Source organism: Streptomyces sp. NPDC014727, from assembly GCF_043083485.1.
In the GTDB taxonomy this organism is placed as follows: Bacteria; Actinomycetota; Actinomycetes; order Streptomycetales; family Streptomycetaceae; genus Streptomyces.
In genome coordinates, this window is record NZ_JBIBYR010000004.1 from 1 (window position 1) to 12875 (window position 12875).

Annotated in this window: 11 protein-coding genes; 4 read left to right on the forward strand and 7 right to left on the reverse strand. The window is 70.1% G+C overall.

The window, feature by feature from the left end; translation table 11 throughout:
- Nucleotides 1–542 precede the first annotated feature (542 nt).
- A complete protein-coding gene (locus ACF1B9_RS08370) occupies nt 543–839 on the forward strand; it encodes a hypothetical protein (RefSeq protein ID WP_391741504.1) in 297 nt (98 codons plus the stop codon).
- 149 nt (nt 840–988) lie between these two features.
- Nucleotides 989–1420, forward strand: coding sequence for an SRPBCC family protein (locus ACF1B9_RS08375; RefSeq protein WP_391741503.1), 432 nt, complete (start codon nt 989–991; stop codon nt 1418–1420).
- A 272-nt stretch (nt 1421–1692) separates the two neighbouring features.
- Here ACF1B9_RS08375 and ACF1B9_RS08380 read toward each other — a convergent pair whose 3' ends face one another.
- The 4 genes from ACF1B9_RS08380 to ACF1B9_RS08395 all read right to left on the reverse strand — a co-directional run bounded on the left by ACF1B9_RS08380 (nt 1693) and on the right by ACF1B9_RS08395 (nt 6784).
- Nucleotides 1693–2292: a hypothetical protein gene (locus ACF1B9_RS08380; protein ID WP_391741502.1), complete on the reverse strand. Its 600-nt coding sequence runs from the start codon at nt 2290–2292 to the stop codon at nt 1693–1695.
- A 594-nt stretch (nt 2293–2886) separates the two neighbouring features.
- Nucleotides 2887–5010, reverse strand: a complete 2124-nt coding sequence (locus ACF1B9_RS08385; protein ID WP_391741501.1) for a M48 family metallopeptidase — start codon at nt 5008–5010, stop codon at nt 2887–2889.
- The gene (locus ACF1B9_RS08390) at nt 5007–5486 is read right to left on the reverse strand and encodes a hypothetical protein (RefSeq protein WP_391741499.1); all 480 of its coding nucleotides are present in this window, start codon (nt 5484–5486) and stop codon (nt 5007–5009) included. Before ACF1B9_RS08390 ends, ACF1B9_RS08385 begins: the two co-directional genes overlap by 4 nt.
- Before the next feature lie 290 nt (nt 5487–5776).
- A complete protein-coding gene (locus ACF1B9_RS08395) occupies nt 5777–6784 on the reverse strand; it encodes a helix-turn-helix transcriptional regulator (RefSeq protein ID WP_391741498.1) in 1008 nt (335 codons plus the stop codon).
- A 127-nt stretch (nt 6785–6911) separates the two neighbouring features.
- Here ACF1B9_RS08395 and ACF1B9_RS08400 point away from each other — a divergent pair, with 127 nt between their 5' ends.
- A complete protein-coding gene (locus ACF1B9_RS08400) occupies nt 6912–7649 on the forward strand; it encodes an NIPSNAP family protein (RefSeq protein ID WP_391741497.1) in 738 nt (245 codons plus the stop codon).
- Nucleotides 7650–7846: 197 nt separating this feature from the next.
- Complete coding sequence (locus ACF1B9_RS08405; protein WP_391741496.1) at nt 7847–9037, forward strand: PP2C family protein-serine/threonine phosphatase; 1191 nt, start codon at nt 7847–7849, stop codon at nt 9035–9037.
- A gap of 49 nt (nt 9038–9086) precedes the next feature.
- On the opposite strand, the gene ACF1B9_RS08410 is transcribed toward ACF1B9_RS08405, so the two are convergent.
- The 3 genes from ACF1B9_RS08410 to ACF1B9_RS08420 form a co-directional block, all read right to left on the reverse strand.
- A complete protein-coding gene (locus ACF1B9_RS08410) occupies nt 9087–9869 on the reverse strand; it encodes a polysaccharide deacetylase family protein (protein ID WP_391741495.1) in 783 nt (260 codons plus the stop codon).
- A 258-nt stretch (nt 9870–10127) separates the two neighbouring features.
- Nucleotides 10128–11258 (reverse strand): site-2 protease family protein, encoded by a 1131-nt coding sequence (locus ACF1B9_RS08415; RefSeq protein ID WP_391741494.1) that lies wholly within the window; start codon nt 11256–11258, stop codon nt 10128–10130.
- Nucleotides 11259–11455: 197 nt separating this feature from the next.
- Nucleotides 11456–12865, reverse strand: a complete 1410-nt coding sequence (locus ACF1B9_RS08420) for a helix-turn-helix domain-containing protein (protein WP_391741493.1) — start codon at nt 12863–12865, stop codon at nt 11456–11458.
- Nucleotides 12866–12875: the final 10 nt, after the last annotated feature.

Consider the following 12875-nt stretch of genomic DNA (forward strand, 5'->3'; position numbering starts at 1 on the left):
GCTCCTCTCACCGCCCCGTGACCCGGCCCGACACGCCGGATCACCTCTGCAGATCAACCCGTACGCACCTCTGCATCAGAGCCCGTACGCCGACAGCGGTCGGCAACGGCGCCCGACGAGGGGCCGAGGATTCCGCCGCGTTGTCGTGTTTTCGCAGGTCAGGCCGGATATCGAACTTCGCACTCTGCAGCGGCCACGTCCGCGTCATCGGCCTCTGAGACGTCGGCGCTCTCTTCGCTGGGTCGACTTCATCACCGCAGGACTCCACGGACAGGGCGTCGGGAGCCGGCTGGAGTGGCCACTCCAGCTGTTGTCCGGACCTCTCGAGGTACGGCGTGCCCTCCGCGTACCGCGACTCGCCGGACACCGGGCTCAGCACACTGAGCCCTGGTCGTCAGCTCCTGCCCCGTCGCCCGGGGCCCACTCAGCGACCTGGGGCGGCGACCGCGCTCCCCCGCAGCAGGGGCGGAAGCCGTGCCACAAACCTACGATGGCTCGACAAGGCACCATCAAGTCGAACCGGCGTTCCAGAGGAGGCCGCGATGGTGGAGCACTTTGTCTGGGTGACGACACGCCGCATCAAGCCGGGCGCGTTGGAGGAGTTCGAGAGGGCCTGGCGCCCGGACCCGTACCCGCAGGCGCTGCGCCGCGCCTACGCGTACTGGTCCGAGGACGGGCAAGAGATCACCGGGGTGTCGTTCTGGGACACCAAGGAAGCATGCGACTCCTGGCGGGCCTCCGCGGCGGAGACGCAGCGGCGTGACGCCATGGCCCCTTACATCGTCGAGGAGCGGGAAGGCTTCTACCGCGGCCGCGAACTCGGAGTCGGGCACGCCTGAAGCCGCCGCGGTCCTTCTGCCCGCGTCCTGGGGCGCCGAGGACGGGCAGCACCGGCCCGCGGACACCGACTCCCGGCCCCATCGATCCTCCGGGGGGCGACACTGGAGTCATGGCCCCATAAACGGTGAACCGAGTTTTGAGGTGGCCGATGAGCACTCTCGAAGAACAGATCGACGTTGCTGTTCCGATCGCTGTGGCCTGGCAACACCTCCACGAGGTGGAGGCCTATCCGCGATTCGTCGAAGGAGTACGCGAGGCTCGTTCGGAGGACGGGCACCGGGCGCGCCTGGACGTCGACGCGGGCGGCCGGGCTCAGGAGTTCGAAGCCGAGATCACCGACCGCGGTAAGGAGCACATGCTGGAGTGGCAGACCACGAGCGGTCCGGACCTGGCGGGAACCTTCTCACTGCTGCCGATCGACCGTGAGCACACCCGAGTCCAGGCCCGGATCGAGTACGACCCGGGCACTGTCAAGGAGGCGTTCGGCGGGCCGAAGGGATTCGCCCAGGCGACTGCGATCGAACGGCTTGTACGGGACGACCTGGAGCATTTCAAGGAGTTGGTGGAACGGGAACGGTGAGGCGCCGCGGACACCTCTGGCCGTCACGGCAAGCTCTGGGGGAGGTCTCAGCAGCCCCAGACCCATCCCCTTCCGCAGCCACGACCGCCTGGACGCTGCCGCTTGCGGAATCCAGCTCCCGCCCACGCAGAACGCTCGGCTGGGAAGCTCCAGCCGAGCGTCTGACTGAACTGCTGACAACAGCCGCTTGACCAGCGGGTCGCTACGCCCTCTTGAATCCGCCACCGGGAGCGGGCTCGTGCCTCCGGCGTGGCCTCGAGGCTGCCATCAGGTCAGATCGTCGGTGTGTCGTCGACGATCTCCTTGTGCGGTTCGACAATGAACTTCCAGCCCTCGCTGGGCTCCAGGAACCGCACTCGGGTCGGGTAGATGTCCAGGGCGCGGCGGTCGCGGTTCTGGCTGCTCGTGTTCTTCCGCGCCCGGGCCGGCTCCTCGTACAGGTCGACCTTGACGTCCGGCACCGCGACGACTTCCTCGCTCCAGCGCTGAACGACCCCCGCGCCGAACGCGTCCCGTGCGGCGGAGTAGAGCGACTCCAGGGATTCCTTGTTCCCGCTGGGCACGAAGAGGGCAAGGTTCAGGAGGACGCCGGCACTCTGGAGAACCTCGATTTCCTCCCCCGCCTTGTCAGCAATCCAGATCCCACCCTCTTCAGCATTGTCCGGGAGGACGTGAATCTCCTCACCGAAAACCGTCCTCGCAGCGAAGGACCCTCCCTCGAAATTTTTGCCCGGCTCCGTAAGGAAAGCCGGGGCATAGCAGTCGAGGGGAAGGCCACCCATCCCCGCCGAGACGAAGATACCGTCCTGGGGGCCCAAGCCTGCAATCTCCTCGGCCGTAAGACGTCGAGCCGTAACCTTCTCGGTATTCACGCCATTCCCCTTTTAATCGCGGCGTCCTGTGAATTCATTAGAACTCTACCACGAAAAGGATCAGCCGCTTTCCATTACGCATGCCTTCGCGCTCACGGTGGCACCGACCAACCCTGCGAGCAATTCTTTCCGGGAGAGCAGCGGGCAACTCCTCCCGCATCACCGAGGAAACGCAGCACTCATAGAGAAATGCGGCGATACCCAAGAGGCGCCATCTTGCTTCGGCACTGTTTTCAGCAACGACGTCAGTCACCGAGTGAAGTCGGTCGGATTTCCGACGCGAGGGCCCTGCGAGCCAGGGACAACGCAAGCAAATTACGCATTCACAGTGCTCTGTGTTCATACCAAGCCAAAGCTCTGAACTGCGCACATCGAGTGACAACCCCTACCGAATCAAAATCGGGTGGGCTTTCCGTTTTCAGCGAACATGCCGGCGACCGTGAACCATCATTCAAAGTTCTGCGATTACGGAGGTCAACAGCGGTCCCTGCCAGTTTCGAAATCGCAATCTCAGCCCTGGCATGCAGAGGCGCGGACGAGAAACACAGAAGCCCCCGGTCCGGCGGCGCGTGAGCACGGGTATGTCCGCCCCGTTCAAGGCCGCCGTCGAGGGACGGCCCATGGCATGCGACCGTGGCCGCGCGGTAGCGCCGCCGTCAAGAGGGTGCCGAGGGCGGCGCCCTCGATCCCGACGCCCAGCTGGAAGCCCCACAGTGCCCGCGGCATCGACAGCGACAGCAGTACGCCCACCACGAGTGCGGTGGCCACCGCCCACACCATGCTGCGGGTCCTGGCCAGCCCGCCCGCCAGCGTCCCTGCGGCCGCCGCCAGCGTGATCGGGGTGAGGAAGTACGGGTATGCCAACGCGCCCAGGCCCCGCTCCTGCGCCCACCAGGTGTAGGCGGGGGGCAGGAGGGCGGCCGTCAGCGCCGTCATGACCAGCACCAGGAGGAGGGCACGCCGGGCCGGCCGGACCCGGTCCTGCACCATGTACCGGGCCAGCCGCCACCCGCGTACCGCCCCGGCCAGCGGCACCCCCAGCAGCAGCGCCAGCAGGGTGAGCAGCCACCACGGGTCGACCAGCCGGGTCATGTACACGTACTGCGTCCACACCGCGGCGTGCAGCGGTCCCGGCAGCGCGGCCAGCCGCTCGTCCATGAACTGGCCGAACTCGATCTGCCACTGGAGCCCGAAGACGGTGTCCGCCTCGGCGACCACCGCCCCCGCCACCACCAGCCCCGGCACCGCGACCGTGAGGAACGGCCGCCGCGCCAGGTCCACCGAACGGGCCCAGCAGTCCCCGAGGAACTGGCACCACAGAGTGAACAGCAGCGCCAGCAGTGCCACCGTCAGCCAGCCGGAGAACTGCGAGGAGAAGCGCAGTCCCGGCAGCATCAGATGATCGACGACGGCACTGGGCGAGAGGGCGAAGCCCGCCAGCGCCCCGAGGCCCACCCCCAGCCGGAAGGGCACCGGCGAGGGCGCTCCGGCCCGGTGGCCCAGCCGGTGCAGCGAGGCGCGGACCACCGTCAGCAGCAGCACCAGCACCACCAGCAGGGTGATCAGCCACGTCGGCCACCAGCCGCTGATGCCGCCGCCCTCCCGGACCCGTGCGGTGACCGAGGCCACCGGATCCCAGGAGGTCGGCAGGCAGAAACCGATGACGAAGGCGAAACCGAAGCCCTGGTGCATCAGCAGCGCCTGGTCCGCCAGGCAGGCCCGGCGCTGCGCGAACGACGGATGGGTGCGGGTGAGCCGCGCCCACCAGCCGCGAACCGACCGCCGTGGCCGGCCGCCGGACCCCGCCGAGGCGAGGTCGAAGGCGTGCAGCAGCGGTTCGGACGTCCCCAGCCACTCCACGACCCGGGCGTCCGCCTGGAACTCCCTGGTCCGCAGGATCACCGAACGGGCGGCGAGCGCCACCGCGGCGAGAACGGCCGAGTCGAACAGCGCGGCCCCCGAGTACGCGGCGCTTCCTGGCACGAAGACCAGCCCACCCAGGTCCCCGAACATCCTGGGGAACAGGATCAGCGCGAAGTAGCAGCGCAGCATCCCCAGAGTGATCAGGGTGATGTCGACATCGCGGTTGCGTAGATGGGCCAGCTCGTGGAGGACGACGGCCCGGAAGGCGTCACGGTCCGCCGCGCCCGCGCCGTGGAGGCGGATCAGGCCGCGGCTGAGGATGATGTGGCGGCGGCCGGCACGGCCGAAGGAGACGCCGTTCACCCCGGAGTCGAGGAAGTCCACCAGGAAGGTGGCCCCGCGGGCCTGCTCGACGCCCGCGGCCAGGCGGGTGACCTCCGCGTGCAGGTCGGGGAAGCGCTCCGCGTCCAGCGGGCGCACCCCGCGGCGCCGGGCACGGCGGGCGGAGCGGAACCAGTAGTGCGCGGCGGTGGCCACGGCGAGGACCGCGTACGAGACGAGGATGCCCTGCGAGGTGTGGTCGCCGCTGGAGTCGCACGGCTCCTGCCGAGGAAGGGCCCTGATGAAGTCCCCCGTCCCGCCGGCCTCCCGCACCGCCTGGCGCAGGCAGTCGTTGAGGTCGGTGGCGCCCCGGTCGCCGGCGATGAAGTCGGCGTAGCCGGGGTGCAGGACGGACATGGACGCCAGCACCGCGCAGATCAGCAGGACGAACGCGAGGAGTGTCCCCGAGGGCAGCGGCCGGCGCGGTGGTGGCACCGTTTCCAGGGGCAGCTCGCCGCTCCCGGCGGCCGTCATGCGCCGGAACCGGGCCCGTCGGCTGCCCTCAGCTGGTCCCGGACCGCCTCGGCGAGCAGCTCGGAGCGGTCCGGCGGCAGACCGAGGAGGACGGCGGTACGTCCGGCCGCGGCCCCCAGCTCGGTGATCCGCTCCTCGGTGAGGGCAGGAGGCCGCTGTCCGGCATCGGGCGCGGCCGGGTCCTCGCCGCGGCCGCGGGTCAGCAGGCGGCGGAGCCGGGCCACCAGGCCGCTGCCGACCGTCTCGCCCATCATCTTGACCACCTCGGTGGCGACCCCACAGGCGATGCTGGTGACGACAAGTTCGGCGGCACCGCCGAAGGCCAGCGGATCGTCCTCGGTGCGCCGCCGGGCCCGCCGTCCGGGGCGCTTCGGCAGGCTCGCCACGGTCTCTTCGAAGTAGGGCAGCTCCTCGGGCGCGATCCGCGCCACGACGGCCCGCGCGAGTGCGAGGTCCGCGGCCTCGGGCTGTTCCACGTCGGTCTCCCTCCTCGGCGGGACATCGAAGGAGCAGCACCGTAACGCACAACGACCCTGCATGCAGGGCTACTTCAGGGCATTGGCAGTCACACCGCCGAACGCTCGCCCTCCCGCACCGATGACCCGCTCCCACTCCGCGAGCAGCCGCAGCCGCAGTCGCCCCGGGCCGCGAGCGGACGGGCCAGGGCGAGGAACGCGGCGCACAGCGCGAGGCAGCCGATCGTCCCACCACCCTTCACCACGCATGACCTGGAGCACAGGAGCCTCGTCGTTGCCCAGATCTCTCTCTAGGCGTCGCGGACCGGCGCACCACCTGGCCCCTTGTTCTCGTAGGCTCGGGCGAGTATCCCCACGGTGGCGGCCATGGCCTGGCGGAGTTCGGCCGGTGCAACGACCTCGACATCCCCGCCGAGCCTCAGCAGTTCGCCGCAGGCGTGCTCGGTGCCCTCGACCGGGATGACCGCCTCGACCCATCCGTCGTCGCCGACGGCGGTCGCGGTGGAGTCGACTGCCCGCACCACCTCCGGGGGGACGTTGTCGGGAAGGCGTCGGCGTCCCCGGGGAGACAGGCGGACGGTGGCTGTGCCGGTGTAGCGGCGAGCCTGGAAGTCATCGAGGTAGGAGGCCCAGTACGCGCCCAGGTCGAAGCCCTGCGGCCGGTCGAACCGCTCGTCGCCCAGCACCGCGTCGAGGACTTGGGCGACGCGGTAGGTCGCGGTCCCCCTGTCGGTGGCGGCCACGAGGTACCAGGTACCGGACTTGAGTACCAGGCCGTAGGGGTGAAGGTGGCGATTCACCTCCTGCGGGGCGCGCCAGCGGCGGTAGCGCACATCCACCGCACGCCGGGTGAGAACCGCGTCGACGAACAAGGGGAGATGCGGTATCCGTTCGGGTTCCCGGTACCAGCCGGGGGCGTCCAGGTGGAACACCGCCGCGGCCCGTGCCGCTTCCTCGCGCAGTCCTGCCGGCAGCGCGGCCAGAAGCTTCAGCCGGGCCGCCGACATCTCGGCCGTGAATCCCAGGTCGGCGGCGGGCCCGGGAAGTCCGGCAAAGAACAGTGCCCGCGCCTCGCCCTCGCTCATCCCGGTGAGGCGGGTGCGGTAGCCGTCGAGCAGTTGGTAGCCGCCCCCGCGGCCCGGCTCCGCGTAGACCGGGACCCCTGCGGACTGCAGGCGCGCCACGTCACGGTAGGCGGTGCGCACGGACACGTTCAGCTCGTCGGCGATTCCCCGCGCGGACATACGGCCCCGCGATTGCAGCAACAGCAGCACCGAGAGCAGTCGACTGGCAGACATGCGCGCATTCTCCTCGGAAACCCTGACAGCACCTGTCACACGGCTCTCCTACCGTCGAACCACTTCCCGGCCATGACCGAACAGGCCGGGAGCTGCGCACGGAGAACACGGAAACAGGAGCCTTGCTGTGCCACCCACCGAACTCGTCGGCCCACCGCCCGTGATCGAGCTTCGCCAGTACACGCTGCGTCCCCGCCGGCGCGACGAACTCATCGAGTTGTTCGACCGGGAGTTCGTCGAATCCCAGGAAGACGTGGGGATGAGTGTGCTCGGCCAGTTCCGGGACCTCGACGATCCGGACCGCTTCGTCTGGTTGCGCGGATTCCGGGACATGGAGGCGCGCCATCGCGCGCTCACGGACTTCTACGGCGGACCCGTCTGGGCCGAGCACGGTCCGCAGGCGAACGACACCATGATCGACTCCGACGACGTCCTCCTCCTGCGCCCCGTGTCGGCCGGGGACGGCTTCACCGGCTCCCTGTCCGGGCGGCCCCCGGTCAGCGCTACGGCGCCTGACCGATTCGTGTCCGCCACCGTGTGGTCCTTCCCTCCCGGACGGCAGGACGGCATCGCGCTGATCCGGGACGGCCTCCTCCTCGCGCTCAAGGAGACGGGACCCGCACCGCTCGCCTTCCTGACCACCGAGCTCGCGCACAACACATTCGCCGCGCTGCCGGTCCGCGCCGACGAGAACGTCGCCGCGATCTTCACCTCGTACCCCGACGAGAGTGCGCACCGTCGGCACCTCGCCGACATACAGGCCCATCCCCTCGCGCGGGAAGAGATCCTGCCGGGCGTCGAGCGGGAACAGACAGCAGCACCTCAGGTACTCCGGCTCGGGCCGACCGGTCGCTCGCTGATCTGACTCCGAACCGGCGCCTCGGGGGAGACGGTCGAGCGCGCCTGCGGCAAGGCCGCCGACCTGCATCACTGGCATACATGACGCCCCTGAGGGCGAGAGCCTCGTCCTTCGTCACCAGCTGCGACGGCCACGGCCGAAACCGCTCCGGCGGGGCCGGGGGCCTGCGTGCGGAACCGCCCGAGCAGGTAAAATGTAGGCCTATGGGTATATGGCGGCGGTTCTCGTTCCGCCAACATTCCTGGCGGGCCAGTGACGGCCTGCTGGCGATCCCGCTCGCTCTGATCGCAGTCATCGTGCTTGTGGACGCGACGACCGGGCCCGACGTGGCGCTGGGCCCCCTGCTGATCGTGGCTCCCGCGCTCACCGCCTCTTTCGCCGGCCCCCTCCTGACCGCCATGGTCGGAGCCATCGCCGTGGCGGCCCTGTTCGGCGTCGGCGTAGGGCTCCGCATCCTGACTACGGAGAGCATCGGTGCGCAGATCGTCGCCGTGGTGGTGGTCTCGGCGATCGTGACGGTGTTCCGGTGGCTCCGGGATCGGTACGGTCGTGAGCTGGCGCAGGTGCGGACGGTGTCGGAGGCCACGCAGCGAGCGGTGCTCAGACCGCTGCCGCGGCAGATCGGACCACTACGGGTGGCCTCGGTGTACCTCGCGGCGGAGGAGCAGGCACAGATCGGCGGCGATCTGTACGCGGCCACCCGCACCTCGGCCGGCACCAGGCTGATCATCGGGGATGCCAGGGGCAAGGGCCTGACCGCGATCGGAGACGCCGCGCTGCTGCTGGGTGCATTCCGGGCGGCCGCACACCGGCAGTCCTCCTTGCCCGACCTCATGGCCTACCTGGAGAACAGCGTGTGCTGGAGCATGGTCGAACCCGCCGAGTCGGAGCAGGAAGGGGAGTGCTTCATCACCGCCGCGATCATCGACATCCCCGACGCGGGTGAGCAGGCGGAGATGATCAGCTGCGGGCACCCGCCCCCCTTGCTGCTTCACGACGGACAGGTCACCGCGCTCAACCCCACCCGCCCCGCGCCGCCACTGGGCCTGGGTGAGCTGACCACACCCCAGTACCAGGTGGACACCTTCGCCCTGGGGCCCGCAGACCTGCTGCTGCTCTACACCGACGGCGTGATAGAAGCCCGGGACCCCGGCAGAATCTTCTACCCGCTGGCCGAACGTGCCGCCTCCCAGGCACACGACAGCCCCCGGTCCCTGATCCACCACCTGCGCGCCGACCTTCTGGCCCATGTGGGCGGGCACCTGGACGACGACGCCGCCATGGTCTGCATCCAGCGCACCCCCGCCCCCGCCCCGGCGACCTCCACGACGGCAGGCACCCACCCGCAGCCCCGCTCCACCACGAAGCACAGCAACCACCACAACCGCCGCTGACCACCAGGAGCGCCGCTGGGGCCCGGATGTCGGTGCGGGCGGACCTCACTCACCGTACGGGGAAGCCGAACGAGTAGCCCTGCTGCCTCAGCCAGGGCAGCACCTCGCGCAGAGCGGCCACGGTCTGGGAGCGATCCCCTCCCGCGTCGTGGAAGAGGACGGTCGGCCCGTTGGAGATCTCGCTCTTGACGGTGGCGACCATGGCGTCCGTGCCGGGACGCTCGAAGTCTCTGGAGTCGACGTTCCAGCCCAGCGGCCGCATTCCCCGGGACGCGGCGAGCTGTCGGCTGTACGGGGTGAAAGCACCACCCGGGGCCCGGTAGTACTGCGGCCGGACGCCTCCGGACGCCTTGGTGATCATGCGTTCGGCATCCAGGATCTGCTGGGACTGGTAGGCCTCGGACTTGGTGTCCATGGTGGTGTCGTGCGAGACCGTGTGGTTGCACAGCCGGTGCCCGGCCGCCACGACCGCCTTGACCAGGTCCGGGTACATCTGAGCCTGCGTGCCCACCATGCAGAACGTGGCCTTCACACCGTTGTCCTTGAGCAGTTGCAGCACCTGCGGTGTCCAGACCGGGTCCGGTCCGTCGTCGATGGTGATGTTGACGCCCCGGGCGCCGCGGTCCGAGGCGTGCGCGATGTCCGCCGCCACCTTGGTCACGGTCCGGTCCTGAGGCCGGGCGTCCGGCGCCGAGACACGCGCTTGCGGCTGCCGCCCTCCGGCGGTGTCGGCCTGCGCGGTCCACACCGAGGTGGCAGCGGCCACCGCTGTCACCCCGAGCGCCGCCGCGAGAAGTCGGCTGTGCCATCCCCTTCCCTTGTGCTTTGCCATGTCCGCCCACCCCTTTGCTGTCTCCGCCGATGCCGTGCCCCCATGAAGACATACGAACGCCCGTACAAGGTCCCTCTGTTACCGATCACAGACGAATCCGCAGGGGGCCGGCGACAAACACAGGAGTTCCGCGACAGACCAGGGGCGCAACGGCCCGGCCCGCCGATCGCAGGGGTCTCGCAGTGCAGTCCGACCGGTACGGCGCCGCAACGGCCTCGGGCAGGGGCCACATCGCCGACGACGCTGCGGGCCCCTGGCTCAGTCGGGCCCTTGGCCCCGCAGCGTGTGCCGCTGCATCAGCCGCGTAATGTCCTTCGCGGTGACGATCCCCACCAGATGGTGCCCGTCCACGACGAGGATGCGCATGCCAGTACCCGGTCGGAGCTTGTCGAGAGCCTCACTCAGAAGATCACTCGGGACGGCAACCGCGCACTGTGACAGCGGAATCGCCACCTCGCGCACGCGCAGCTCCTCCCGGCGCGCTTCCGGTATCCGGGCAAGCCTGCGGATCTGAACGATCCCGCTGGGACGGCCTTCGAAATCGAGCAGCGGCATGGCGGAATGGCGGGAGTTCACTGCCACCTCGTCGATGAAATGCCGGACGGTCAGCCAGTCGGCCCCGGTGGCCACCGGGCTGGACATGGCATCGGCGACCCTGACGCCCCGCAGCTCTGTGTGGATGACGGCGCGCTGCCGTTCGGCGCCGGCGACGATCGCGATGAAGAGACCGACGAAGATGAGCCACAGCCCGTTCGGCGCCCCGCGCAGGAGCAAGATCCAGCCGAAGGCCATCAGCAGCCCGCCCACGACCTGACCGCTTCGGGAGGCCACCCGATCCGCACGTTCCCGGTCTCCGGTACGCCACCACAACAGCGCCTGCACCACCCTTCCGCCGTCGAGCGGCGCAGCGGGAAGGAGGTTGAACACGCCCAGGAACAGGTTCGCCCAGCCGAGCCACACCAGAACGGCGGCGGGCACCGCCCAGCCGATCAGCGCGTGCAGCCCGATTCCCGCTCCGAGCGCGGCGCTTCCGATGATCAGGCTGGTGAGCGGCCCGCTGATCGCCACCGCGAAAGCCACCGCGGCCGTCGGCGGCCGCCCCATCCGGGTCATCCCGCCCAGCGCCCACAGCGTCACATCCTGTACCGCGATCTTCTTCCTGCGGGCCGTCGCGGCGTGTGCCGTCTCGTGGAGCAGGAGGCTGGCCATGAGCAGCAGTGCCCCTACGGCGCTGGCGAAGGTGTACACCGCATCCGAACGCCCTGGAGTCCATGCGGGGAGGGTCTGGCGGCCAAGACCGTACGCGAACAGGACCACCAGCAGCGGCACGCTCCAGTGCATCCGCAGTGGTACCCCGACAACTTGTCCGACACGGACCGAGCCGTTCATCGTCGTCTCCCGCCGGCTCGGCACCCGGTCCACCGGGCAGGACCTCGCGACCTGACTCCGTGAACCGACCAGCACGGCACCCACCCACTATTGTCGCTCTCGGAATCTCCCGCCGTCGGCCAGCGCCCATGGACGCGTTCAGGGAAGAAACGGGGAGATCGAGCGCCCGGTCCCGCCGCCGCCCGCGCGGGTCCGGTTCAGCCCTCCCGTACGATCCACTCGCTGCCGCCCAACGGGTAGTCGTAGCCGGGTCGCCCGGCGCCGGCGCTCGTGCGGAACGGGGTGCCGCTGCTGTCGATGCGCACCGTGCCCCGGCGGCCGCCGCTGGACCAGTCCAGGCTGAGGTCCCAGCGGACGTCGTGCGCCTTGGTGTGCGCGGTGACGTAGAAGACCTCCGGGTCGGACTCGCTGACCTTGTACGGGAAGTCGCGTTGGCCGTTCTTGACGGTGACCGTGGGGCTGCCGTTGTCGAGGTCGATGTCGAACGACTTGGTGCCGACGCCGCCCCCGCAGCCGACCCCCATCGAATAGTCGTTCCAGGCGAGCGGCGCTCCCTTGCCGACGACGCGTACGTGCAGCGCCTCCAGGACGACCGTGTCCCGCCCGGTGCCCTGAACGGTCAGGGCGACCCGCTGCTCCCCCGAGGAGACCGCGCCGTAGGCGCCGGCCCAGCGCAGCGCGTCCTGTTCGCTCGCGGGCGGGCCGACCTGCTCGGGTTCGCTGTCGACGAGGAAATGCTGGCTGCACGGGCTGTCGTAGACGTAGGGGCGGGAGGCGACGTTCAGCGGTACGGCGGTGCTGCCACCGGTGCGCTCGGCCGCGCCCGGCACGCCGCCGCGCTTCGAGGTGCCAGGGGTGGATCCGGCGCTGGAGGCGGAGGCGGACGGTGTGCGGCTCCCACCGGTCGGGGAAGGGGTCGCGGCGTCCGTCGCCGGCGGCTTCTTGGCGTCCGCCGTGTCGGTGGTCGCGCCGGCGGCATCGGCTGCGCGCCGGTCCCCCGCGTCGTTCCCACCCCCGCCGAAGGGCACACTGACGGCGAGCGCCACGGCTCCCAGCACGGCGGCCACTGCTACGGAGGCGATCAGCGCGTTACGGCGACGCCGCGGCGGCGCGGGATCGCGCGGCATGTCGACGACAACCGATTGATCGTCTCCGCCCGGTCCGTGCGTTGACGCCGCGCCGGCCGAATCCGTCGGCGGTCCGGTGACCGCCGTCTCCGGCGAACCGGTTCCACGAGCCGTCCCGGCCGGACCGGCCTCCTGGGCCGAATCCGTCGCCGGAGGCGGATCCGCGGCGGTGTCACCCGCGTTCCTCGCCCCGGCCGCCGTGATCTGGTCCGGCCTGGCCCTTCGTGCCGCGTCCGCCAGGATCCACTGCCGGTGCAGCTCCACCAGCTCCTGCGGCGTCGCCCGGCACACTCTCGCGAAGCGCTCCGCCGGTGCGTACTCCGTGGGCAGCGCGGTGCCGTTGCAGTAGCGGTGCAGCGTCGACGTGCTCATGTGGAGCCGCTTGGCCAGCGCCCCGTAGCTCAGTCCCGAACGGTCCTTCAGCTCCCGCAGCAGCGCCGCGAACTCGCCCGTACCCCCGGCCCCTTCCCTCTCCGACACTCGTTCCACG